The sequence below is a fragment of the Chitinophaga rhizophila genome, from assembly GCF_019492185.1.
GTDB lineage: Bacteria > Bacteroidota > Bacteroidia > Chitinophagales > Chitinophagaceae > Chitinophaga > Chitinophaga rhizophila.
In genome coordinates this window covers 1,205,844-1,230,923 of the sequence record NZ_JAICCF010000001.1, presented here as the reverse complement: position 1 = coordinate 1,230,923, position 25,080 = coordinate 1,205,844, and the positions used below count along the sequence as shown (strand labels likewise).

General features: G+C 42.5%; 17 protein-coding genes and 1 tRNA gene. 10 read left to right on the top strand and 8 right to left on the bottom strand.

What is annotated here, in order from left to right; all coding sequences use genetic code 11:
• The first annotated feature begins 111 nt into the window (after positions 1-111).
• Both K1Y79_RS04545 and K1Y79_RS04540 read left to right on the top strand, forming a co-directional pair.
• Positions 112-3,342 carry a SusC/RagA family TonB-linked outer membrane protein gene (locus K1Y79_RS04545; protein WP_236059490.1) on the top strand — a complete coding sequence of 1,077 codons (3,231 nt, stop codon included), beginning with the start codon at positions 112-114 and terminating at the stop codon, positions 3,340-3,342.
• 33 nt (positions 3,343-3,375) lie between these two features.
• On the top strand, positions 3,376-4,992 hold the full coding sequence (locus K1Y79_RS04540; protein WP_220248808.1) for a RagB/SusD family nutrient uptake outer membrane protein: 1,617 nt from the start codon (positions 3,376-3,378) through the stop codon (positions 4,990-4,992).
• 108 nt (positions 4,993-5,100) lie between these two features.
• Here the strand turns inward: K1Y79_RS04540 and K1Y79_RS04535 are convergent, their stop codons facing one another.
• Positions 5,101-5,565, bottom strand: coding sequence for an ankyrin repeat domain-containing protein (locus K1Y79_RS04535; protein ID WP_220248807.1), 465 nt, complete (start codon positions 5,563-5,565; stop codon positions 5,101-5,103).
• 105 nt (positions 5,566-5,670) lie between these two features.
• Positions 5,671-6,138: an ankyrin repeat domain-containing protein gene (locus tag K1Y79_RS04530; protein WP_220248806.1), complete on the bottom strand. Its 468-nt coding sequence runs from the start codon at positions 6,136-6,138 to the stop codon at positions 5,671-5,673.
• Between the two features lie 297 nt (positions 6,139-6,435).
• On the opposite strand from K1Y79_RS04530, the gene K1Y79_RS04525 reads away from it, so the two are divergent.
• A tRNA-Gly gene (locus K1Y79_RS04525) sits at positions 6,436-6,506 on the top strand.
• A 34-nt stretch (positions 6,507-6,540) separates the two neighbouring features.
• Here the strand turns inward: K1Y79_RS04525 and K1Y79_RS04520 are convergent.
• The 4 genes from K1Y79_RS04520 to K1Y79_RS04505 form a co-directional block, all read right to left on the bottom strand.
• Positions 6,541-6,984 carry a PepSY-like domain-containing protein gene (locus K1Y79_RS04520; RefSeq protein ID WP_220248805.1) on the bottom strand — a complete coding sequence of 148 codons (444 nt, stop codon included), beginning with the start codon at positions 6,982-6,984 and terminating at the stop codon, positions 6,541-6,543.
• Positions 6,985-7,061: 77 nt separating this feature from the next.
• Positions 7,062-7,853 (bottom strand): HAEPLYID family protein, encoded by a 792-nt coding sequence (locus K1Y79_RS04515; RefSeq protein WP_220248804.1) that lies wholly within the window; start codon positions 7,851-7,853, stop codon positions 7,062-7,064.
• A 65-nt stretch (positions 7,854-7,918) separates the two neighbouring features.
• Positions 7,919-9,190: a sensor histidine kinase gene (locus tag K1Y79_RS04510; RefSeq protein WP_220248803.1), complete on the bottom strand. Its 1,272-nt coding sequence runs from the start codon at positions 9,188-9,190 to the stop codon at positions 7,919-7,921.
• Positions 9,187-9,861, bottom strand: a complete 675-nt coding sequence (locus tag K1Y79_RS04505) for a response regulator transcription factor (protein WP_220248802.1) — start codon at positions 9,859-9,861, stop codon at positions 9,187-9,189. Before K1Y79_RS04505 ends, K1Y79_RS04510 begins: the two co-directional genes overlap by 4 nt.
• A 215-nt stretch (positions 9,862-10,076) precedes the next feature.
• On the opposite strand from K1Y79_RS04505, the gene K1Y79_RS04500 reads away from it, so the two are divergent.
• A complete protein-coding gene (locus tag K1Y79_RS04500; RefSeq protein ID WP_220248801.1) occupies positions 10,077-10,736 on the top strand; it encodes an alpha/beta hydrolase family protein in 660 nt (219 codons plus the stop codon).
• Between the two features lie 99 nt (positions 10,737-10,835).
• Here K1Y79_RS04500 and K1Y79_RS04495 read toward each other — a convergent pair whose 3' ends face one another.
• The gene (locus tag K1Y79_RS04495) at positions 10,836-11,489 is read right to left on the bottom strand and encodes a hypothetical protein (RefSeq protein ID WP_220248800.1); all 654 of its coding nucleotides are present in this window, start codon (positions 11,487-11,489) and stop codon (positions 10,836-10,838) included.
• Positions 11,490-12,219: 730 nt separating this feature from the next.
• Between K1Y79_RS04495 and K1Y79_RS04490 the strand changes: the two genes are divergently transcribed.
• From K1Y79_RS04490 to K1Y79_RS04465, 6 genes are all read left to right on the top strand, one after another.
• Positions 12,220-12,867 (top strand): SEC-C domain-containing protein, encoded by a 648-nt coding sequence (locus tag K1Y79_RS04490; protein WP_220248799.1) that lies wholly within the window; start codon positions 12,220-12,222, stop codon positions 12,865-12,867.
• Between the two features lie 183 nt (positions 12,868-13,050).
• Positions 13,051-15,453 carry an ABC transporter permease gene (locus tag K1Y79_RS04485; protein ID WP_220248798.1) on the top strand — a complete coding sequence of 801 codons (2,403 nt, stop codon included), beginning with the start codon at positions 13,051-13,053 and terminating at the stop codon, positions 15,451-15,453.
• Positions 15,454-15,539: 86 nt separating this feature from the next.
• Positions 15,540-15,995 carry a 6-pyruvoyl trahydropterin synthase family protein gene (locus K1Y79_RS04480; RefSeq protein WP_220248797.1) on the top strand — a complete coding sequence of 152 codons (456 nt, stop codon included), beginning with the start codon at positions 15,540-15,542 and terminating at the stop codon, positions 15,993-15,995.
• 286 nt (positions 15,996-16,281) lie between these two features.
• A complete protein-coding gene (locus K1Y79_RS04475; RefSeq protein WP_220248796.1) occupies positions 16,282-16,782 on the top strand; it encodes a hypothetical protein in 501 nt (166 codons plus the stop codon).
• 86 nt (positions 16,783-16,868) lie between these two features.
• Complete coding sequence (locus tag K1Y79_RS04470; protein ID WP_220248795.1) at positions 16,869-17,369, top strand: DUF3347 domain-containing protein; 501 nt, start codon at positions 16,869-16,871, stop codon at positions 17,367-17,369.
• Positions 17,370-18,327: 958 nt separating this feature from the next.
• Positions 18,328-19,929 (top strand): hypothetical protein, encoded by a 1,602-nt coding sequence (locus K1Y79_RS04465; protein WP_220248794.1) that lies wholly within the window; start codon positions 18,328-18,330, stop codon positions 19,927-19,929.
• 113 nt (positions 19,930-20,042) lie between these two features.
• On the opposite strand, the gene K1Y79_RS04460 is transcribed toward K1Y79_RS04465, so the two are convergent.
• Entirely contained in the window at positions 20,043-24,929 is a 4,887-nt protein-coding gene (locus K1Y79_RS04460; protein WP_220248793.1) for a PKD domain-containing protein, read from the bottom strand.
• Between the last annotated feature and the right edge of the window lie 151 nt (positions 24,930-25,080).

Genomic DNA, 25,080 nt, shown 5'->3' with positions numbered 1-25,080 from the left:
ATAGCCGCTGCAACGGCTTAGCTTATCATTTTTTCAAATCAAAAAGCCATACAATGTATGAAAAAAAAGGGACAGTCCAGTAACAAGAAAAGAGATTTTATCATAAAAGCTATGAGACTAACATTTCTTTCCATAACTATTGTGCTTACAACATCCCTGATGCTTTCTGCTAACACCGGAATAGGTCAGGAGTTGAGTAAAAGAATATCGGTGAATATCCATAAAGGAACACTGGAAAAAGCATTAAAGCAGATGGAATTACAGCTGAACCTGAACTTTGCTTATGATCAGCAAATGCTTCAGCGTTATCAGACTGATGAACACGACTTCCGGGATCAGCGCCTGGATGGAGTGCTTACATTATTATTCGATAACAAAGACCTTTCCTTCAGGGAAGTAAACGGGGTCATTGTTATTAACCATGTCACAAAACCACCTGTTGTACAACAGCAGAAGGTAAGAATACAAGGTAAAGTAACCGATGAACAGGGGGCTCCGTTACCAGGCGCTACTATCAGAGTAGTAGACGGTACACAGCATGCTATCAGTGATGCGAACGGTGATTTTAGTATCCATGTAGAACCAGGTGTGTATACACTTGAAGCAAGCTTCATTTCTTTTAAGACCAAGCGCGTTGCAAACGTGAAGGTAGATGGTAAGGGCGATGTATCAGTGGGTTTCAAACTGGAAGCAGATATGGGCTCACTGAATGAGGTAGTGGTAGTAGGTTACGGTACACAGAAACGCAGTGAAGTAACTTCCGCCGTATCTACCGTAAAAGCTGACGATTTTAACAGGGGAGGTATCCGTTCTACCATGGAATTGATCCAGGGTAAGGTGCCTGGTCTGAATATCACCAAAACACAGGGAAATAACCCAAATGCGGGCGCTTCTATCCAGTTGAGAGGAGTTACCTCGCTGACAGGTACAACGGCTCCCCTGATCGTGATTGATGGTATTCCAGGTGGTAACCTTGATCTGTTGCAGCAGGATGATATTGAGTCTTTCAGTGTACTGAAAGATGGATCAGCTGCCGCTATTTATGGTACGAGGGGTAATGCGGGCGTTATTCTCATTACTACAAGGAAAGGTACAGCCGGAGAGCCTCGTTACGAGTATAACAATTACTTCCAGCGCGATTATACTGATAAGAAGCCTGATTTCTTGTCCGCAGATCAGTTCCGCCAGAAGATAGCAGAAGGTGTGATATCCTCAGGTTCTGACCTGGGTGGTTCTACCAACATGTATAATGAACTGATACATAAGCAGAACCTGAGTCAGTACCATAACTTATCAGCATCAGGAGGCAGTGAGAAGTCAAATTACCGGGCATCGTTGTACTATAATGATTTCCAGGGTATTGCCAGAGAGAACGGCAGAAAACAGACAGGGGGCAGGTTGAACATCAATCAGAAAGGGTTCAATAATAAGCTGACTATGCAGGCTAACATGGTGGCTAATTTCAATAAAGCCAACATGCTGGGTGGTGAAGGCGGTTATTTTGAACAGGCAGTAGCCTGGAATCCGACTGCACCACTCTATAAACCGGATGGCACCTTTTATGAGATACAGGAATATTTCAATCCTGCAGGCCGTCTGAAGAATCGTCTGAGTCAGCGAGACCAGCAGACCTTTGCCGGAGACGCACGTTTTACACTGGCGATCACCAAAGACCTGTCTGCATCAGTATTTGGTTCCTACCAGCGCGACAACTTCAATGACCGCTATTTCCGTTCCATGTATGACTTTGAACAACGTCAGGGTACCTCCTGGCAGGGAATGGGATATGCCAGTAAGCTGAATGAGATCAACTGGACCAAAACCCTCGATCCTACCGTAAATTATGAACACAGCTGGGGTGCGCATTCCATTTCCGCTATTGCTGGTTACAGCTATCAGTATAGTACCAGGGAAACTTTCAATGCCAATAACAATGGTTATACTACAGACGCCTTCATGGACTGGAACCTGGGAGCAGGTAGCGCCATTAATAATACCGCTTTGCCAAGGCCGGGTCTGGGTAGCTTCAAGGAAGACAATACACTGATTGCGTTCTTTGGTCGTGCGAACTATTCCTACAAGAATAAATACTATGCACAGGTTATTCTGCGCAGGGAAGGTTCTTCCCGCTTCGGAGCCAATAACAAATGGGGGAACTTCCCGGCAGCATCTGTTGGCTGGACCATTACCGAAGAATCTTTCATGGAAGAAGTGAAGTTTGTTAATAACCTGAAACTGCGTGTAGGTTACGGTGTAACGGGTAACCAGGGTATACCTAACTACCGTTCGCTGATCACACTGGGTACAGGCGGCGTATATCCGCAGCTGGGTACTTATCTGCAAACGTATGGTGCATCCCGCAACCCCAATCCTAATCTTCGCTGGGAGAAAAAGCTGGAATGGAACTTTGGTCTGGACTATGCGGTACTGGATAATCGTATCAGAGGTTCCATTGATGTATACTCCCGCGAAACGCGTGATCTGCTCTATAACTATGCAGCGCAACAGCCTGCCTTCGTCCGTGACGGGTTATATACCAACGTAGGTACTATCAGAAACCATGGTGTGGAAATACTGATCAGTGGTACAGCAGTGAAAGGAAAAGACTTCCAGTGGAATATAGACCTGACTGCCAACTCTCAGTTTAATAAGCTGACCAGGTTATCTAATGAGCAGTTTAAGGCAACGTTCCTGACGTTTGCCGATATTCCTAACCCGGGAGCTATGGGTCCAGCTATTCGCCTGGAAGAAGGTGGTGCTGTAGGTAACTTCTATGGTAAACGTTTTGCAGGGTTCACTGAAGATGGTAAATGGCTGTTCTACAAAGCAGATGGTACGAAAGCGCGCGCTTCAGAGATCAATGAAAATGACAGGACGATCATTGGTAATGGTGTGCCTAAATACAATGTTGGTCTGAATCAGACTTTCCGCTATAAGAACTTCGATCTGACTATGCTGTTCAGAGGTAAGTTCGGATTTGATATCCTGAATCTGCAGGAGATCTTCTTTGGTAATAAAAAATATCTGCCAAACAATATTTTCAATAGTGCCTTCAACAGACATGCGCAGTTGAACGACGATCCGCAGTACTCTGACTACTATATAGAGAAAGGCGATTTCGTTAAACTGGATAACCTCACAGTGGGTTACAACCTGCGGGTGAAGTCACCTTATGTGCGTAATGCAAGAGTATTTGTTTCCGGCCGCAACCTGCTGACCTTTACCGGTTATGATGGTCTGGATCCGGAGCTGGAAGATACCGGCTTTACCACAGGTGTGGATTCAAGAGGTTTCTACCCGAGAACACGTTCCTGGACCATCGGTCTGAACATTGGATTCTAAGTTTAAATAGGCATTCACTAAAAAGTCTGAGAAATGAAATATCTGAAAAAGTTGATATACTGCTGTGGGATGGGTTTATTGTTAGTGCAGGATTTTGGTTGTACAAAGCTGGATGAAACCATCTACAGCGAAGTTTATAAAGAGAATTTTTACAAAAGCAAAACGGAAGTATTGCAGGCAGCATTACGTCCGATGACACATATGCAGTCGTGGATTGCGCCTATCCGTGGCGATGGTTACTACTATCATGCAGAGATGAGTGCTGACCAGGTTGCGTGGCCTCAGAAAGGTCGTCATGCGTATGACAATGGCGACCATATGCGGCAGCATTATCATACCTGGACTACCAACGAAGGGAGGATGCGTAATGCGTGGGTAGGTATGTGGACCGGTGTAGGATACTGCAATGCCGTAATTGAAGATCTGGAGGTACTTGATTATGCAAAACTGGGGATGAAGGAATCAGAGATGAAAGCAATACTGGCAGAGCTGCATGTACTGAGGGCTTTTCACTATATCAAGCTGATGGATCTGTGGGGGAATATTCCTGTCGTTACACAGGTAGGCCGTCCTGCAAATCCTGCTACACAGCCTAGAAAAGAGGTGTTTAACTTCATTAAGACCGAGTTGGAGACATATGTACCGCAGCTGCTGCCTTATAGCCAGGACCTGGTAGGTAGAATAGGTCAGACCGGTGGATATGCAATGCTTGCAGAGCTATATCTGAATGCTGAGAAATGGGCAGGTACCCCGATGTGGGATGAATGTATCGCAGCATGTGATAAGATACTGAATGGAGATGCAGGAGGAATTGGCGGTAAACCAAGATTGGCCCCTGATCTTAAAGAAACATTTGCCAATACTAACAGAACAGCGCCGGAAGCACTGTTTCAGTATGCCTACAGCAACAAGGGCGGGTTTGTATGGGACTGGATACCTTTAATGGGTTTCAGTAATATGAGCGCTGCACTGGACGTAGGATATGCAGGTAATAACGGCTATGTCGTAATACCGTCATTCTTCGATTCTTATGCTGAAAATGACCTGCGTAAGAAAGAGTGGTTCCTGTTTGGTCCGCAGTACAAATACGGAACTACAGATCCAATCCTGGGAACTGAAGAATATAATGGTAAACCGCTTGTGTATGTAAATTACATCAGAAGAGCGAGTGAGAATAAGACAGAGAGTACAATGGCAACAGGTGAGGAGAATAGCGGCGCACGTTTTAACAAGTATAAAACAGGCCGGCTGAGTGATCCTAACTATCGTGAGAACCATTACATGATCTATCGCCTGACCGAGATATACTTCAATAAGGCGGAAGCGTTGATGCGTAAAAATAACAAGGTGGCTACACAGGCAGCAGTTGATCTGATCAACGAAAGCCGCAGGCGCGCTTTCAGTACAGAAGACTGGTCAGCGGCAGCATATACGGTAGCCACGCTTACCATGGATGAATTGCTGGCAGAGAAAGGACGTGAGTTTGTGTTTGAAGGAAGACGCCGTACTGATATTATCCGCTTTGGCAGATTCATTAACGGCGCATGGTGGGATCATGCTGCTACCAATAATCCGGAAAAAGAGATTTATCCTATACCGAGTACACAGATTGCTAATAATCCGAATCTGAAGCAGAACGACGGATATTAATGCTGTGAAGTTCTTCTAAATAGCATGAATGTTTCACAACAAGGCCGCACTACTTTTAGTGCGGCTATTTTATGCGCCATATCTTACGAAACGGGTAAGGGTGACATGTCATGAATTAGCTACAGCAGCTTTTTTAGGGGACAGCATTCTTGTGAACAATCCTATCACCATTTTTATCTTCATGCTAAATTTCTTCTTTAAAGGATTAGCACCGTGGTTCATTAACAGCGACACGATATGCTGGTGTCCGAACGTAGCGGCATATGTAAGTGCGGTAGCGCCATTGTCAGTTTCAGTACTAATAGCAGCACCTTTGTTGAGCAGCAGCCTGACGATAGCTTCATGTCCTTTAAAACATGCACCCATCAGCGCCGTATGTCCTAGGTTATCTTTTAGCTCCATTGCTGCACCAGCCTTCAGCAGGTAGCTGACAGCTTCGCTGTGGTTATAATAAGCGGCGATGATCAATGGGGTAGATCCTCTGCCATCTCTGGCGTTGATCTGTCCGGCAGCTACTTGTTGCTGCAGGAGGGGTATATTATTGATTCTGGCTGCGTCAAATATATCACTCATTGTAAGGTGTCTTTTCAGGGTGAGGATTGTTTACCGTATGTTAAACAAAAATCTTACCACAGGATATAGGCATACCCTGGCACTATTTAGCATTTATTGCATGTCTTACCTGGTAGCAGCAGCAAATAATGCCTCATAGGAGGTCCGGTTTTGTTGTAAACGTGCATAATCGATCGGACTTCTGCCAGATTTGTCCCTTTTGAGAGGGGATGCGCCATGGCTAAGTAACAACCGGATAATGCCAGTGCGCCCGAAAGTAGCAGCAAAGGTAAGGGCAGTAGCGCCATTATAGTTTTCAGCATCCACCTTAGCGCCATGTTTCAGTAGCAGATCGGCCATTTCTATGTACCCTTTAAAGCATACCCCCATGAGGGCAGTATTACCCATATTATCCTGAATTTCAGTATCAGCGCCTGCTTGCAGCAAGGTGGTGACAGCTGCCGCATGATTATGGTAGGTAGCTATAATAAGGGCTGTTGAGCCGCGTGCATCTCTGGCATTGAGCTGATGACTGGTAAGAAAACCTTCCAGTGCAGGAATATCATTAGTTCTTGCCGCTTCAAATATATCCATGGTGTATATCGATTTGAAGCAATATTAGGGAATGAAGGTCAATAATGGCAGGTCATAGATTTATATCATAGGGTATAGAGAAAATTTATAGGGGTGACCGGATTTAATTATCCTTGTCTATACTGTAATGCGTTTGGAAGGAGCATAAACATCACCTCTGCTTATATTGGATATCCTATATATGAATAAAAGTATGTATATTGGTGCCGCAGCTTCTAAATGTAGTTTAACTGGAAAAACACCGGGACGCTAATTCCAGGATATATAGGTTCGATTCCTGTCGTTATAATGTTGCAACGGAGGATAGTTTAACTGGAAAAATGAGGATTGCCAATCTGCAGATGGAGGTTCGAGCCCTTCTCCTCCGCAAATCAGCAATCGCATGTTGTTGTATTATTATAATCAGTCTCTTTTCTCTGAGATGATCTTTCCTGCCTGATCCAGGACAATATCCCATTTTTCGCCGGCAGCGTCTTTAATGCCAACCTTATAAGTCAGACCATTTTTCTCTTTCTTTTCGGCCTCGCGGACAGTACTGTTAGGGTACTTGGTCTTTATTGCGGATTGTATATTTGAAGGTACTGTGTTCACATCCAGTTCTTCTTCATAGGAGATCACTCCACCTTTGGGATTGTACTTGATTTCATAGTCGCGGTGGTTTATTTCAAATTCAACTTCATAGTAGTTGTTCTTGTGTTTCCACTCTACATCTTCCGCATTACGGAATTTTGTCTGGAAGTTGTTAAGCACAACGGAAGGAACGTCTTTAGACGGGATTTTCTGTGCAAATGCAGTTCCGAAAATAAAGAAAGTAAGGACGCTGAGTAATATTGTTCTCTTTTCCATTTTTTACTGATTGAGTGATTAATAATTTGTTGATAATACAAAGCTGCAACATGAAACCGGAAAGAATCTGGAATTGATTATAGTTTTATTTCAAGCCCGACCAGGAAATGGATGCCTTCTTTTGTCTTATCTACCGGGATCTGTGCGGCTAAGGTACATTCCGCCAGCTTATTTAATGCTAGTCTGGCCTGAGGGTATATGGTAGCTTCTTCCTTTATATTGTTCCTGCAAATGTATTCTAATCCAAGAACGTACCGGCGCTCAAACTGATAATGTATACTAATGTCATGATTGATATAAGAGTTGCCTTTATTGCCTGTCAGGTTCATCCATTCGTAGTTAGTGTGTATCATAGTATGGAAGTGCCTGCCCCATCGTTTTGCTGCTATCAGCGCAATGTTTTCTGATGATCCTTTCATTATACCGCCTTTTTGCTTCATTGTCCTGAATGAATGGAAATATGTTTCGTGGGTAATGGCTACCGCTACGGATGTCTGCACAGCGGGTAACACTGCTACTGTATACTGTAGTCCTAATTTTAGCCCTTCCATTCTGTTTTTGGGAAGCTCTTCACCCGGTACTGGATTGCTTTTAGGTTGATAGAAACTAAAAGGCAGTTGTACCTCAAATCCCAGCCTTTCTGCAATAGCCTGCTCATATTCAAGTGAGAAGTTAAGTTCATTGTATTGCCGTTGCATATCGGTTTCCATATCTACTTCAAACTCTTTGTCTCCATTACGGGCATCCAGGTCTTGAATAAGATCTAACTGGAGTGGTTCAACATGGCCGATTTTTTTTCCATTGTAGGCTTGACTGCAAGCACTCAGCCAATAGGTAAACAGCAGCAGGGTTAGTAAGCTTCTTTTCATAGCCGCAACAATTGGTATACGGCAAGATTAAGTGCAGAAACCGGAAAGAACCGGGAACAGGGTGGTTATTTACGGGGAAATAGGATAGCAATGGTATGTTGTTCATGCCGGTAGGTGTAATCAGCAGACAGACCATACAGATTGGCGATGGCTTTCACGATAGCAAGTCCGAGGCCTGTCGATTGTTTATTAGCCGAGTTCTTGTAAAAGCGATTGAACACCCTTGTTGTATCCAGGGGTTCAGCTGCGCCGGTATTGGTAATCTCAAATTTATAGGGCTGTATATTGATAGTAATCTTTCCGTTATCAATATTGTGAATGATAGCGTTTTTAAGCAGATTTACTAACAATGTGGCAGCGAGGTCTTCGTTCATTGAGAAAAGCAATGGCTGTTTAGCTTTTTCAATCTGAACGGTGATATTGCGGTGTTGATACAAGTCCTCAAATTCGGATATGAGCGTTTGTACCAGGTCATTGAAATTTACAGTCGTAGTAGCAGGAAACTGGTTGTTTTCTATCCTTGTAAGTAGTAGCAATGTCTTATTTAGCCTGGAGAGTCTTTCCAGTCCTTTCATGACCTGTGTAACAGACATTGCTGCGTCATCAGACAAGCTTTCATTTTCCAGTAGTAGTTCCAGTCTGTTCAGACTTATAGCCAGTGGTGTTTGTAGTTCATGAGAGGCGTTCTCCACAAACTGGCGTTGACTGGAAAAAGTGTCCTCGGCTCTTGCTACGAGAGAGGTAATGGTTTCGTTAAGTGAAGCAAATTCAGATATAGAGGTATCAGCGGTAGTTACTTGTGTATTCCTGCCAAGATGGAACTTCTCCATCTGACCAATGATGGAATAGAATGGCCGCCACAGCTTTCTGAGTAAAAGGTTGTTGATGAATAGTATACTTAATAGTAATGCGAGGTACAACCCAATAATGCCATATAGTATATTTTTGATGAGTGATTCTTCTTCCAGTGTGGAGGTAGTAAGTTCAAGTTTGTAGTATTTATTGTTGAGGGAAAAGGCGGATGTAAGTTTACGGGCTGATACGTCTTCACCATCCATAGAAATGGTGCTGTCATGGTAAGTATCCCTGATGGTCAGGGCTTCTTCTTCTGGTATTTCCGTTATATGGTAAACATCGCCTGATACAAATAACTGTGTTAGCACGGCAGAATCTTTCTGGGCCGCTTGTATAAAATCCAGTTTATAGTTATTCAGATTCCTGTCAAGGCTTTCCCCAATTTGTTCTTTTATATGGATGTAAAATAATACTCCCCACAACATGATGACGGAGAGTAAAGCAACTGCGAGGTATTTTAAGGTGTAGTTATGTAATTTCATGCTTCCAGTTTGTATCCCATTCCATACATGGCAGTGATTTTAATCTCTGCGCCGCTGTCTTTTAACTTTTTTCTGAGATTTTTCATCTGGGAATAGATAAATTCAAAGTCGTCGGCATCATCCATATAGTCGCCCCAGACTCTCTCTGCCAGGGACGATTTGCTGATAAGGCGGTTCCTGTTTGACATCAGGTAGACGAGGATGTCAAACTCTTTTCTATTAAGGGATAGTAGTTGGTCGTTAACATGCACAGTAAATTCGTTAATATCAACTTTTACATTGGCACATTCAAGTGTATTCTTCCCATCGAACTGTTTTCTACGTAGTACAGATTTGACTCTTGCATTCAACTCTGCGATATGGAAAGGTTTAGTAAGGTAATCGTCAGCGCCCAGGTTCAGACCTTTGATTTTATCATCAACAGAATCTTTTGCAGAGATGATGATTACATTCTCAGACTTATCCATTTCTTTGAGTTTTTCGAGGATACGGAGACCGTCGCCACCTGGTAACATGATATCCAGCAATACACAGTCGTAGTCATAGAAGCTGATCTTTTTAAGTCCTTCCTGAAAGCTACCTGCTGTTTCAACAAGAAAACCTTCTTTGGATAAAGATTCTTTTACAACTTCCTGCAGATCAGTTTCGTCTTCTATCAGTAGAATATTCATGATTCCAGCCGCTTTATTGTTTATGGTAACTATATAGTCAAAAAAGGCTAAAGGGCAAAGAACGAACCAGAAACCGGAAACATTCTGGAATAAGCCGGTAATGATCACATTTGCAGTGAAAAAGGTACCTTATTTCGGGTAAATTACCATGTTGTAGAACAGTGTATATATTCCTGACCATGCTTTATCTTTGAATGTCTGTTAAAAGTATGTTTATGGAAATTAGCTCTTTATCATTAGAATTACCTTCTCCCCTTGATAGCGTATCAGCAATAAGTATGATGCCGGAGAAGCCTGTATGTATAATGACGCTTGCGCATGGAGCAGGAGCGGGTATGGAGCATGCTTTTATGACAAGTCTGGCTACAGCCCTGGCGGAATCGGGAGTATGTACGCTGCGTTTCAATTTCCCGTTTACCGAGAACAAGAAAGGCCGGCCAGATACACCTGCCGTTGCACATAAGACTATTGCGACCGCCATTGATAAGGCACGTGAATTGTATCCTGCGTTACCGCTTTTTGTAGCAGGGAAATCGTTTGGGGGGCGTATGAGTTCACAGTATCTGTCTGTTATTCAGCGGGAGGATGTAAAGGGATTGATTTTCTACGGTTTCCCCTTGCATGCTGCCGGTAAACCATCAGTAGAGCGTGCGGATCATCTGAAGGAAGTGAAGACGCCTATGTTGTTTTTGCAGGGTACTAAAGATACCCTGGCCACATGGGAGTTAATAGAGGGGGTGTGTGCTTCTTTAAAGCAGGCGACGCTGGTTAAACTGGAAGGAGCAGATCACTCATTTAAAGCAGGTAAGAAAAAAGATATGCTGCCAGTATTGACAGCAGTGACGAGGGACTGGATAAGTCAGATACTTAGTTAGTAGAGATATGATGAACCTTGTGAGATAGAACCGGCTTCCTGCATATGGCACAGGAAGTCCGTTCTACATACAGATATAAAACCGGGCTTGGTTAACCTATTAAAATAGCAGATTGCTGGTATTAGTAGGCTCTTCTACCGGAATATTACTTTCAAGATTTCTTTTGATAAGCTCCTGGGCAAGGAGGATGAGAGTTTTGCAGTATTCATAGCTGAAGGGAGTAAGTCCGAATATCAGGCATTTGTTATCCTTTACCTCTATATTCAGGTCTTGTTCATTCATCAACATGGCAAATATATCCTGCCCGATTACTTGTTCGATGGTAGCTGCATCCAGCGATTCAAGAATGTATTTATGATTGAAGGCAGGAATTGACTTTACTTTTACAACATTCGGAAAATAAAGATTGAGGAATTTATCCCCCTGAGTGTTGGCTCTGATAATAAAATCAGGCATTACGTAATCAAACTTTATATAAATACCGGCGAACTTATGCGTAGCGGTAGCCGGAAGTTCATGTTGATCTGTTTGCTGAGCAGCAGTATTTACTTTGTAGCTATTACGATATTTAGCGAAATATGCACGTGGAGAAAAGTCGGTAAATCTCCAGGCATAAGTAATTCTGAAGTTGTTACTTCTATGAAATGAAGGAAAATGCTTAAAGTCTACTTCTTTTATTGATTCCTTGGTCAGAGGGAAATCTTTCTTCAATTCAGCGAGTATTTCTTTCTCCTGCTTTGCGTCTTCAGCCATTTGAACTTTAATTAACGAAATTGATTGTTTAGGTTTTACACCAGATATATGCTGTGATAAGAATGTAGCTTGTATATTAGGATACAGCTGTGTGAAATGCCTTTGCTAAAACAGTATTACGATAGACGTAAAGGCTTTTCCTGCTTCCTGTTGTTCAGATAATTAATAATTAAGATCTGGTTTTGTACAAACCACGTCATTTGCGCTGTAAGCGGCAGAAGTCTGTGGCTGACTTTCCTGTGATGGTAAATCATTTAAGAGTGATGTATGCCTGACATATATGGCTGCTGAGGGCAGCCTTGTCATTCCATCCAGATTACTCATAGTATAGTTCATGGGCATAAATATACTAACTCTTACAGTATAGTTCCAAGAATAACGTACAATTTTACAATTAAATATAAGATAATCAATCTGTTGTATATTGAATAACATGGTCTGGAGCAGGCTTATTGAGATCCTTTTATACACATAGAAATGTATCCTGGGGTAGTGTTGTATCGCAGCTATTTTAAATATGATGCTTGATTATGAGTCATTTAGCTTGAATGCGGCCATTTTAAGATAACCTCGTATAAATAATAGCAGTGTCTGGCTCCTAACTATCTCCGCCGCCAATTTATATCTCAGGTATTTTAGATGAACATTCCTGTAAGATGAGCAGATTGAACTATATACCTGTCTTCAGCTTACCTTTGCAGGGTTAAATTTGTAGTGTTTATTTACCAGTATGACAAATTCAATTGAGATAACGGCACCTATTCAGCAATTGATCAACAGGATAGGATCAGAATATGCGCATGAGATAATAAAAGTAGCGCCTGAGCCGGCGGCTAAGCCAGGAAACAGCTATGATAATGTACAGAAGAAGATAGCGAGCGATGGCGGCAGCATCGTATATGGATGGGCAATCTCGTCAGACGAGTTCACCTGTGGAGCCGAGCATTATGCGGTATGGGAAGATCGGGACGGTAATCTGACGGACATTACGCCTCATCATCCTGCTGTTGACCAGCTGATCTTCATTCCCGACGATAGATATCCTTATGAGGGCAAACATATTGCTGGTATCAGGATGAGCACAGGGGCAAATCCGTTAGCAGATCATCTGATCTTACTCTCGGATATGAAAGACTATATATTAAAATATGCTACCCGACTAGACGATGAGCGGATCAATTTCAATACCTATACAGGGAACATGTTCAACCACTATAATGCACTGCTGGAAAACGTGCAGCTGTTTATACAGGAAGGAGGTAAACTAGGTAGCCCCTGTTATTGTGGAAGCGGGAAGCCTTATAGTAAATGTCATGGGAAAGACCTGGCGGCTGCTATTGCCATAGATAAAAAGAATGTAGCTAAAGTGAATGAATAATATAGCAGGCTGGGTCAGATGGGGCATTGCCTGTAGCTGATTCAGCCTGTATAACTGCCCGCGGGCGCACACAATTGTCCTAAATCGGACGTTTGAATAGCAATATCTCCTTTTAATTTATTAATAATCATCTGGTTGTGATTTGGCATACGCGTTGACGCACTTAGGTGTTTTAATGAAGCTATGATAAAGAATTACATCAAAATCGCCCTGCGTAATCTCGCACACAATAAGGTATATTCTGTTATTAATATCGCTGGCCTGACCATAGGACTTACCTGTGCCATGCTGATATTGTTGTATGTGCAGGATGAAGCAAGTTTTGACCGGTTTCACCCTAATAGTAATAACATATACAGGGTTGTTTATCAGTCATTCAATCATGGTGAGGAGCAGAATCTTGCAAGTAGCGGGTTATTACAGGGCCCCAGGTTCCGTCAGCATGTGCCAGGCATCAAGTCATTTGTACGCGTACAGGATGGCTATGCAGACTTCAAAACAGGTTCAACCATAGATGGTAGAAGTCTGTTATTTGTAGACAGTAATTTCCTATCATTCTTTCACTTCCCTATAATAGATGGTAATGTTGCCAGTTGCCTGAAGGACCGGCATTCAGTCGTAATTACCAGAAATGAGGCAATTAAACGTTTTGGAACAGCAGATGCAGTTGGTAAAGTGTTAATGGTCCGCGAGGGTGAAGACTTTGCTCCGTATCAGGTTACCGCGGTAACGGAGAATTGTCCGCAAAATTCATCTATACAGTATAATATATTAATGCCTATCCGTGAGAAACCTGACGATCAGAAAAACGATGAGAATTGGTTTTCATACTACCTCAGTACATTTATTGAACTAGAGGAACATGCTGATCCCACGGTTGTGCGTAGCCAGATGCAGCGCTTTTATGAACAGGATGCCACAGCAACCTTTTATGCGTTAAATGCCAAATTCGGTAATACCTCAAAGGATGTCCGGATAGGTAACTATTTATTACAGCCATTGCTTGATATACACATGAGTACCACTTTTGCAGCGCAAAATGGTCTGGACAGAGCAAGTAATCCTATATATGCCTACATACTATCTGGTATTGCGCTATTTGTGCTGTTGATTGCAAGCATCAATTTTGTTAACCTGACTGTAGCCCGGTCTGTGAGAAGGGCAAAGGAGATAGGTATCCGTAAGGCAGTAGGGAGCGACCGTAGACAGTTAATTGTCCAGTTCCTGGGAGAGTCTTTTGTTCTGTGTGCAATAGCGTTTTTATTTGCAATATTACTGGTGCAGTTACTGCTGCCTGTGTTTAATGAATTGGCGAACAAAAAGTTAGCTATAGGATATCTGATTGGTGGAAAGCTCATTTCAGCTTATATCTTATTGTTTCTGTTAACAGGATTGATGGCCGGATGTTATCCGGCGTTAATTTTATCTGGTTACCGACCAGTAGACACGTTGTACGGCAGGTTTACATTGAAAGGCAAAGGTATTCTGCAAAAGTCTTTGGTAATCTTACAGTTCACGCTGGCGTCTTTTCTGATCATTGCAACCTTCACAATTTATTCTCAGTTCAATTACATGGTGAAGGCAGATCTGGGATATAATGATCAGGATATTGTGATGGTGAGCAGAAACAATATTACGCACCAGGAAGCCGCCCTTTTTAAGGAGCAGTTGCTTAGATTGCCCGATATCCAGTATGTTGCGCCTAAGAACGGGGGCGCATGGAGTACCATGGCAAATATGGCCAATGATTCTTCTATAAGATTTGCATGGGAGACAATAGATGAGTCCTACTTGGAAACCTTACAGATAGCATTGGTTCAGGGCAGAAATTTCTCTGCTGATCATCCGGGAGATTCCGTGCATTCTGTATTGGTGAATGAGACATTCGTGAAACAAGCTGGCTGGAAAGATCCAATTGGGCAGCCGGTGGTGTTTAACTTTCAGAATAACAAGCGGTATGAGGTGATTGGTGTAATAAAAGATCATCATTATGCGTCACTCGACACTAAGATACAGCCACAGTTATTTACAATGAGTAATGCCAATCCTTATGGCGTATTTTATATCAAGATCAGACCAAACACTGCTACCCGTAGCCTGGCGTATATCGAGCAGCAATTTAAAAAGTTCTTCCCTTTGACGCCATACCAATATGTCTTTAAGAATGAGGCCAATTTGAAGAGTTATGAATCGGAAGCCAGGTGGAAAAGGATTATCCTGTTTGGAGCAGTGCTGACTATCTTCATCTCCTGCATAGGGTTATTTGGATTGTCTGTGCTTTCCGCAGAGAAGCGTAATAAGGAAATAGGAATCAGAAAGGTACTTGGTGCATCAGTGCAGAGTATTGCGGCTTTGTTATCCTTTGATTTCATTCGGTTGGTACTAATTGCCTTAGTCGTTGCTATGCCATTGGCATGGCTCGCAATTGGTAAATGGCTTGAAAATTATCCTTATAGAATCACTCCCGGTTGGACCATTTTTGGCTATGCAGGAGGGGCAGTATTGCTGATTGCCGCAGTTACAGTCAGCTATCAGGCAGTGAAGGTTGCATTAGGCGATCCTGTCAAGAGCTTAAGAAGTGAATAGGGGTAGTAGTCAATGATGTTTGTCATTATTCCTTTTGATTCGGATCAGTGCTGGCGATTGCCTGGTATATTAGCTTTGCGCCACTCATGAAAAAGATCATACGTATTACCAGGATATTCAAATTTGAGATGGCGCATGCCCTTACCGGGTATAGTGGACTTTGCAGGCATATACATGGCCATTCCTACCAACTTGAGGTGACAGTAAGCGGGCAGCCCATAGATATGCCCGGACATAATAATGACGGAATGGTGCTTGATTTCTCAGAACTAAAATCCATTGTGCAGCAGGAAGTGATTGCACCACTAGATCATGCGTTAATGTTGAGGAGTGGAGGTGATACAATACCGGCTACGGCTGCAAATAGCGAACTGTTTGGCCGCATCGTCTGGACGTCATGGCAGCCCACTTGTGAAAATATGGTGGTGGACTTTGCGCAACGTATCAGTGGGAAGCTTCCGGAAGGGGTGTTGTTGCATAGCCTGAAGTTGTATGAGACAAGTAATTCTTTCGCTGAATGGTATGCCAGTGATAATTTGTAACAGTAATTACGGAATTGATATACCGTTCTTTAGGGAAGAAAAATGCCAAAGACAAACGCCGGATATGTAAACATCTCTGGCGTTTGTCTTTGAGAGATAAATCAGATCGAAGGACCGGTTTTTTCTTAATTTAGTACATTGGGAAAGTCCCTTAAGGATCGCATAAATGCCGGTCCATTTGATATAGCATATATTAGGATTTTGTTAGCATCATTAATTAAAAAGGATTTTTATCTTTATGCTGATGAAACGGACAATCCTTATAATAACAGTGTTAATGTCAGCTATGGCAGTAAAGGCTCAGCTGCCCGGAACTTTTGGTACTATGAGCGGCCTCCAGTCAGGATTATGGCCTTCTCATCAGTCTGCTGATACAGGTAAAAATGTAAGTAAGTGGTCTTTTTCCAAATATGCTGGTCTTTCGACCGGCTTTGTGGGTTTCCGGGGAGGTAGTAGTACCTATCTGTCGGCACCGCTGGCATTACAGGTGAACCGGCAATTGACGAATAACATATACGCCTTTGGTAACCTTACATTGGAACCCTATGTTTCCAGGAATAATGGTGGCTTTTTACAGTCTGGAGCCGGCAAGAATGGCGGGTTTATGCAACAGCAAACAACTAACTTCGGTGCATTCTCGACTGCCAGAATAGGGCTAATGTATACCAATAATGAAAGAACATTTTCTATTTCCGGAAGTATTGGTGTAAGCAGAAGCAGTTATAATGGATATTCTCCTTTTTATTCTCCATTCAATACGCCAGTGTTAGGGAATATGCAACAATAATAATCATGATCTGATTTAGTTGCTATATTTCAAAAAAGTATCTTTGTGCTAATCAGGCATTACGACAACATTAAAACAAACGAACAATGAAGAAATTACTGCTGCTGCTTGCACTGGCACCTTTTGCTACACTTTCTGCTCAAAACAAACGTGCAGTTAAACACAATCAATCTGTTTCAGTTTCCTATCTGGCAATTAAAGATGCACTGGTGGCAAACGACTCTGTTTCGGTAAAAAAAGCAGCTGCTTCTATGACAGCGGTTCTTGAAAATTTTAAGCCAGCTGGCATGTCTGTAGATTCACAGCAGGTATTTACGGCAACAAAAGCAAAATTGCTGGCAGATGTGACCAATATGGCCGGTACACAGAATGTGAATAAACAAAGGAAGTACTTTACGACTTTCTCGCAGACTTTCTGGCAACTTACTGGTATCATCCCAATGTCCAAAAATACCTTGTATTACCAGCAATGTCCGATGACCGGAGTAACCTGGGTTAGTGATAAAGAAGAGATTAAAAATCCTTATTATCCAAAAAATATGCTGACCTGTGGGAAAGTAATAGCGGAACATACAGCTTCCTTGTAAGGAAGCGAGATGATAATGTCTGCAGGGTTTGAATAGTATCTGATTTTAGATGTTATTCAGATCCTGCAGACTTTTTTTATGGTATTCGATACGGAGAAAACAGCGGTGTCGAAGTTGAATGCGAAAGCATTGATTAATAGAATTAAATTCTCTGTAAATGGGCGAGCTTAGATATAAAAGGTCATATGGGAAGATTTTAACTATCTTGGAAAGCAGGGAGGCAGAATCAATTCATCAGATATTTTAGCAGTGAAGATGGCAGGTTACTATGTGTGTATACAACATCTGCTGAAGCGAATAAATGGGGTAGTAATACGTTGTGAATAGTGCTAACGGAGAGATTGTCAATCAGATAAAAAATTATCAGTTTTAGGGCAGAATTGCCAGTAGCTTTTTTGGAAATGAACTGTTAACTCATAAGTTTAACACCTCTGCATATTTTAACAGCGGAGGTCAATGAAAATAATATATTTTGGGTCGGAATTAACTTCATAATTGATTAGCTGAGACTTAGATTTTCCAGAAGATATTCCAGTAAAAATGATAACGTTTAATCTCAAACGCTATTATTTTAAAGTATGAATCGGGATAAAAAAATAGATATCCACAAATTACTTTTTGGTGTACTTTGATTGTATAATTGCCTTACATTTGTAATCGAATACTTAAGTAGAAAAAATATATCGTTGACCTGAAAATAGAATTGTAATAATCATGTGAAATATCCTCTATACCCGTTGATATTACCCACTTCAAAACACAAAAAAATATACCCTTTTTAAAGTTGCTTTAATTATTTATCAGTACATGTTGTTCTGAGTTTTTTAGAGCTGCTACTGACAATTATATTTTTCATTTAAACGGAATCACACCACATATTCACACGAATATATAGCAGTCGCGTGTCCATGCCGCACGTAGTCAGCTTATATTATATTCATCTAAAACCAATTAGACCATGTTAAAAAAATCCCTATGGGGAGCTGGTGTAGCTGTGTCTGCACTTGGCCTTGCATTGTTTGTTTCTTGCGCAAAAGAAGAAAAGAACGGTGTACCCACAACACCCACCACACAAGATGCAGCTGTTCCCGAAGGAATGGTAAGATCACTACATTACAAATACGTTGAAGATAGCGTAACCGGAAAAGGTTCCTACGTATTTCTGGATGACACAACGCTAGTGCCCGCACCTAAAAATGTTAATGCAGGCGGACGTATTGTCGGAGGAGAGGCTGGTGCCAGAGAAGCGATAGTAGGTAATGCTTATATCTCTATCTTGAGCAAAGTGCCCAATTTTTCGACATTGTATAACGCGCGAATTGTAGTAAGTAATTGCTACGAAGCTGTAACGTTATATACCACCAGCATGCCTGGCCGTGCAACAGTTCAAAGTCTTGGTACTGTAAGCGTTCCAACAAGCCCTGGAAGTATTATCACTGTAGACAGGCAGATCACAATGGCTTGTGGTTATATTTACGGTGTCCAGGCAGATACGAAGAGTGCAAACCCACTCACGGCTGGTGGTGAAGCCCACCCAGAAGTAAGCTGGTTAAATGCTCCCGACGAAAATGTATTCCCCTATAAGTTCTATGCTACTCAGGCTGGAATCAGCGAAGCTGACGGTGCAGATATCAAAATTGGTAATATTGATAGCGACCCGAGACCAGATGTATTGTTAATGGGTAATGATGATCCTCCAGGTGCTAACTACTTCGAGTATACCTGGTTAATGAACATCAATCCTGCAACAGGACAGCCAGCAACGACATATTCTTTCAAGCGTCGTAACAGCGCAGGAAATGATGCTGAAGGTGCAGGCGTAGCTATCGGAAATATCAACGGTAACTCAGCTACAGATATCGTAATGATGTCTATCGATGCACCTGCTGGTGCAAACAATTTCCGCTACCAGGTGGGATTTGATGTAAATCCTGCTACAGGTGAGCCGACTACCTGGTCTAACACAATCGAGATTCAGGGTATTGGTAATGATAACACAGATGGTAGCGTTGCTTTAGCAGACATTAACGGCAACTCTATACCTGATATCATCCTGATGGGTATTGATGGCAGAGGTCCAAATAACTATTCTGTACGCTACAGAATCGGTTTTGACCTGAACGCACAAGGTGTAGCCTCAAGCTGGTCTACCATGAAGCAAATCAACCTGGCTGACCTGGGAGCACTCACTTACTTAGGTGGTGGCGGTATGGATATCGCGCCTATCAGAAACAATGGTAAACTTAACCTCGTTGCGGGCGTTTATCATCTCAATAATGGTGCAGAACACTTCAGAACATACATCTACGATCTGGATGTTGCTGGTAACCCAAGTAATGGTAATTATATGGATGTAGAAGGTGTCGGTGATCAGGCGCAAGGTGCGGGTGTTGCAGTTGGTAACCTCGACGGTGGCACACAGCGGAATGATATGATGCTGATGATGTTTGATAACCCATCCGGTCCAAATCAGTTCAGATACTATACTTTCTACAACTTCTATACTTACAAGTCTAACAGAACATTATTGAGCATGTTCGAGAAGGCTGCTTGTAATTAAGCTGTAGATGATGCTGACAGGGCATTACAAATATCCCCTCTAAGTGCAACCGCTGTCGGCAACTAAAACTCATAATGTCCTGTATCCGGTATGGGGATACAGGACATTATTTTTTATCTTATAATAGTTACAGCGCCGGTGAACATAAACTTACCGCCATCCTCGCACATCGTCTCAACAGCATATACATAACTTCCTATTGGCGCTATCTCATTTTTCCATGTACCATCCCATCCGGCTGTAGCCGTATTGATCTGGAAATGTGCCCGCTCAAATACCAGACTTCCCCATCTGTCAAATATTCGCATACTCACGACTTCTTTTACACCACGGCCTTTGGGATAAAACCATTCATTCTTCCCATCTCTGTTCGGTGAAAAGGCTGTTGGCAGAAATATAGCACCTTGATCGCAGGTAATTTTGACAAATACTTCATCAGTTGCTTTACAGCCGTAAATATTCTCTGCTTCAACTGTGAATGTCGTAGACAGGTTAGGCAATGCCTCCGGCGACGGACAAGTAGCACAATTCAGATATTGTGATGGTGACCAGTTCCATTTTACAATATCCGTACTGCTGTTGCCTCCAAGTATAACTGGTTTGCCTGCCATCACCACCTGATCAGATCCCGCATCAACAACAGGTGGAGCATGGACTGTCACTGTAAGTGATGTGTCTACAGTAAAGCAACCATCTGCATCCTGTCCGGACACATTATAGATGTATTTACCTGCAGCAGTAATGGTCGCATAAGGCATAGCGCTACTGTAATTATCCAACCCCTGGCCATTCCAGACGTATTTATCTGCGCCAGATACCCACAACTGCAATTGTTCTCCCAGGCAGATGGCGGTGTCCTTTGACGCTGTCATATTAAAAGGTTGTACGACCCGGATGCTTACTTCATCTGTGTTCACACAACCATTGGCGTCTGTAACGATAACATTATATGTTGTATTCCTGGACGGTTTTACTTGTAGTGTGGCAGACGTTGTATCACTTAGTTTATCTGAAGAAGACCATCTGTAAGTAACACCACCGCTTGCATTTAATGTCGTACCAGCGCCAAGACATAACATATTGGATCCTGCACTTGCGTTTATTACTGGTATAGGCAGAATTTGAATGTTGTGATACGCCGTATCAATGCAGCCGTTTTCGCTTTTAACTATCAGACGAGTTTCAGAGGTCCCCGTCTGATTATAAACCTGCTCAGCTGGTTGCTGTAAGTTTGCCGTATTATTATTGCTAAAGCTCCAGTTCCATGTGACCACTTCTGACTGATTAATTTGACCTTCAAAGCTGACAGGTACATTCAGACATGCCTGTGACGGGCCAATGATTGTTGCTGCAGGTTTTGGACGAACAAATACGCTATCGCTTACGGTCTGTGTACAACCATAAGCAGTAGTTGTAGTAAATGTAAATTGGTATGTCTGGGTTTTGTCAACGTAAAAACGAGCATTAGGAGTACGTTCATTTTCCGCTTTCACGCCTTTATCATATGTCCATTCATATTTTGCTTCTTTTTTCAGTTCATCGACAGAAAAGCTGTTCAATTTCGGCTGAAAGGATACCCATCCTTCATCACATACCAATTGGGTAGATGGAGTCATAGACACATCCAGTTTGTCTATAACAATAGGATCGTCCAGGAAGGCGCTGCCTTTACACCCTGCTTCGTCTGAAAGTATTAACCTCGGTTTGTATATACCGGGGTTTCGGAAAGTATGTTTAATCGTAGAGTCGGTCGTTTCAGTAACAATGCCATCTGTAAAGTCCCAGGCAAAATTAACAGCAGCTACTGCGGACACTTTAAATTCAATCTCCTTCGTCATACATCCTCCATTGGATGAAGTAGTAATAGTACCGTAAGGGCCTTTGACTTCGACATTCTGTTCAAAGATATCCTCGTTACCGGCTTCGCCTGTCACTTTAAGTTTCACTTTGTAAATTCCTGCATAAGTGTAGGTATGTGAAGGATTACTTATCGTAGAGAAACTGCCGTCGCCAAAATCCCAATAGGCACTTGCGTAATTAATAGACTTATTAGTAAACCGCGCAATCACTGGTGGGCATCCACTGTTATTGACAAAAGCAGTAGTAACTGTGAAGTCAGCGCTGACTGTAGATACTTTAATCTGTTTCTTCGCACTGTCTGAGCATCCGTTATTGTCTTTTACAAGCAGCTTTATTGTATAAAGACCTTTATTCGGAAAATTCTGTTTGGGACTATATTCAGTTGATGTGGCCTGATTTCCAAAATCCCAATGATATGATGGCGTACCACCTGTTACTGTTGTATAGTTGAAGAATTGTATATCTCCTCCCGGAGGTATAAGAGACAGGTTAGGCACGAAGTCGGCATTCGGACCATTCACCTGCAAGTGTGGGCCAGAAGCTGTACTCATACAGCCATCCTGATCAGTTACTGTTAATTTAGGATAAAACACTCCTGACCTCTCGTAGGTATATCGAAAAGGAGGAGCGGTGTATTCTCTGGCTGGCGTACCATCTCCAAACTCCCATAACCATGTCTTGATAGGCTTACCTTTTGTAACATCCGTCTTATCTGTAAAGGTCAGTTCACTACCCCGGCATTCGGGAACAGTAGGAAGTGCAAATTTCGCCACCGGACCATGCACTTTAACAATGACCCTATTGCTGGTATCAGGACATCCCTGAAGGTTATATGCTATAAAGCGGATCGTATCAACGCCAGGTTGCAGGTTGGTAAAGGTAATGTTCCGGTAGTTATTGCCATACCAGTTTGCCGGTGTTCCGTCTGAAGATGTCCAGGAGTAATTCCAGACGTTTAATCCATAGATTTCTTTGCTAATAGCTGTAATTTCAGGTGTGAGTGTATCGCTGCCACATAGTGTTGTTTTATCTGCAGCTATGGTTATTGATGATGGCGCATACACTTTTACGTTCATAGAATCGGTACTGGTGCAGTTTCCATCTGAAACAGTCAGTTTCACTTTGTAAGTACCCGTTTTAGCGTAGATATGTTTTACTAATTTGGATTTAGTGGTGTAAGATTCTTCTTTTCCATCTCCCCAGCTCCATTTCCAGGACGTGATATTCCCCAAAGATTTTTCATCAAACCTTAGCTCCGTTCTGTTATTGCAATCAATGCTCTGCAAACTAAACCGTGCAAATGGAGTTATTGCAGTAATATAGGCAGTCTTCGTCACCTTCTCACTGCAACTGAAATTTGACACTGTTAAAGACACTGTAAAAGTGCCGGGCTTTCTATAGCTATGCTGTGTATTCTGTGAGTACCCAGCGCCTGTGTTATCCCCAAAATCCCATGTCCATGAGTCGCCTACATCGGTTGTGCCTTTAAAATGCACCATATTATTGCCACAAATCTCTGGAGCCTCTGGAGAGGAGAAGTCAGGTTTAGGTCTTTTATATACCCGGATGGCATTGTAAGAATGCAGACTCACTGTCCCTTTACAGCCATTTTTTGTTACATAGGTGAGTGATACCGGATAGGTACCTTCATTACTGTAAGTATGAGTTGGATTGGCTGCTGCAGATTTTGGGCTGCCATCACCCAGATCCCATTCATAACTGATAATACTGTCTCCATTACTAACATAGCTGCTAAATGTCGTAGTCAATCCGATACAACCTTCCGGTACGCTGGCAAAAGCGTATACCTCTGGTTTTGCAAGCGTAACAGTATTCTCTGTAGTGATAGCACAGCCAGATGAGCTGTTTGCAGTAAGTTTAATATTGAACGAACCTAAACTTTTGTAGGTAACAGTCGGATTTTGTTGTGTTGATGTTTGTCCGTCGCCAAAATCCCAGTTCCAGCTGTTAGCACCTTCTGATTTGTTGGTCAGTTTAACTGTTACCGGGGCATCACAGATAGGCTTTATTTCACTCACAAATGCCGCCTTCGGCGCTGCTATTATGTTGATGTCTTTGGTTATTTTTTCCTGACATTTTCCATAATCCGCTGTCATTGTTATTTTAGCTATTCCGATGCCGGCGGGAAAGAAGTAAGCGTTCACACCATCCCCTGTAATGGTTCCTTTGTCTACACTCCAGCTTACCTTATCGGCCTGTGGCGTATTCTTTACAGTGATAGTAGCAAAGTTGTTCTCGCATACTTTGGCAGGCAATTGGAAATCAGATGTGAAATTAGCTACATTGACCGCCTCCGATGTCTTGTCTGCAATGCATCCTTTATCACTTGTAACGGTCAGTTTAACCTGATAAGTACCTTTCTTGGTGTAATTATGTGCGGAAGGATTTTTTTCTGTGACTATAGTTCCATCGCCCAAGTCCCATTTATAGCTAAGATTGCCAGGACCAGTGGTCGTGTTTTTTATTGTCAATGTACCTGGCACCGTGCACAGAAACTGATCTGACAGGCTGAAATCGGGAAGAAGTGCAGCAGAGACATTAACCAGGTTACTGATCCTTTTGGATGCGGTACATCCGTTACTATTCGTAACCGTTAGCGTCACTGTAGGAGACAATACGTTATTATAGGTATGTACGGGACTCTTGCCTGTACCAACAGTACCATCGCCAAAGTCCCAGGTATAAGTAGTGATTTTGCCGTCTACCGGATCTGACTTATCGGTAAATGAGACATTAAGTGGCATACAGCCGGTAGCAGGACCAGCAGTAAAATCGGGCTTGGGTTTCTCCCAGACAGTGACTGTTTTAGTTGCAGCGCTGGTATTACCTGTAGCATTTTTTACTGTAAGCGTTACCTTGTACACTCCCGGCGAAGTGTAAGCCGCGCTGGGACTTTGGTCTGTAGAGGTAAAGCCATTACCGAAATCCCATTTCCATGAAACAGGATTGCCGGAGGAATTGTCAACGAATTTTGTGATCAGACTTTCGCAATCACTCGTCTTACCCGGAGTAAAATCTGCCTTTAGTTGTGCATAAGCAGAAACATTCAACATTAATATATTCCAGAGTATAGCGCAGGAGGTTGCAATGCCTAAAGTTGTCTTGGTTTTTAGGGACATAGCATATGGTTCGAATATGAAATTATGCAAATTCCCAATGCTGAATTATAGCACGCAAGTGTTACATTATGAATGAGTTGTATCTTAGTCGTAGCTAGTTGGGGAATTAGTGAGCAAGCTCTGGGGAGTATAATGTTGATATTGCGCTTCA

Bases quoted from the DNA above. Each gene is read 5' to 3' on its own strand.
- K1Y79_RS04540 (WP_220248808.1), top strand. From the start codon at position 3,376: ATGAAATATCTGAAAAAGTTGATATACTGCTGTGGGATGGGTTTATTG.
- K1Y79_RS04535 (WP_220248807.1), bottom strand. From the start codon at position 5,565: ATGAGTGATATATTTGACGCAGCCAGAATCAATAATATACCCCTCCTG.
- K1Y79_RS04490 (WP_220248799.1), top strand. From the start codon at position 12,220: ATGACAAATTCAATTGAGATAACGGCACCTATTCAGCAATTGATCAAC.
- K1Y79_RS04480 (WP_220248797.1), top strand. From the start codon at position 15,540: ATGAAAAAGATCATACGTATTACCAGGATATTCAAATTTGAGATGGCG.
- K1Y79_RS04520 (WP_220248805.1), bottom strand. From the start codon at position 6,984: ATGGAAAAGAGAACAATATTACTCAGCGTCCTTACTTTCTTTATTTTC.
- K1Y79_RS04485 (WP_220248798.1), top strand. From the start codon at position 13,051: ATGATAAAGAATTACATCAAAATCGCCCTGCGTAATCTCGCACACAAT.
- K1Y79_RS04500 (WP_220248801.1), top strand. From the start codon at position 10,077: ATGGAAATTAGCTCTTTATCATTAGAATTACCTTCTCCCCTTGATAGC.
- K1Y79_RS04465 (WP_220248794.1), top strand. From the start codon at position 18,328: ATGTTAAAAAAATCCCTATGGGGAGCTGGTGTAGCTGTGTCTGCACTT.
- K1Y79_RS04495 (WP_220248800.1), bottom strand. From the start codon at position 11,489: ATGGCTGAAGACGCAAAGCAGGAGAAAGAAATACTCGCTGAATTGAAG.
- K1Y79_RS04510 (WP_220248803.1), bottom strand. From the start codon at position 9,190: ATGAAATTACATAACTACACCTTAAAATACCTCGCAGTTGCTTTACTC.
- K1Y79_RS04460 (WP_220248793.1), bottom strand. From the start codon at position 24,929: ATGTCCCTAAAAACCAAGACAACTTTAGGCATTGCAACCTCCTGCGCT.
- K1Y79_RS04545 (WP_236059490.1), top strand. From the start codon at position 112: ATGAGACTAACATTTCTTTCCATAACTATTGTGCTTACAACATCCCTG.
- K1Y79_RS04475 (WP_220248796.1), top strand. From the start codon at position 16,282: ATGGCAGTAAAGGCTCAGCTGCCCGGAACTTTTGGTACTATGAGCGGC.
- K1Y79_RS04515 (WP_220248804.1), bottom strand. From the start codon at position 7,853: ATGAAAAGAAGCTTACTAACCCTGCTGCTGTTTACCTATTGGCTGAGT.
- K1Y79_RS04470 (WP_220248795.1), top strand. From the start codon at position 16,869: ATGAAGAAATTACTGCTGCTGCTTGCACTGGCACCTTTTGCTACACTT.
- K1Y79_RS04505 (WP_220248802.1), bottom strand. From the start codon at position 9,861: ATGAATATTCTACTGATAGAAGACGAAACTGATCTGCAGGAAGTTGTA.
- K1Y79_RS04530 (WP_220248806.1), bottom strand. From the start codon at position 6,138: ATGGATATATTTGAAGCGGCAAGAACTAATGATATTCCTGCACTGGAA.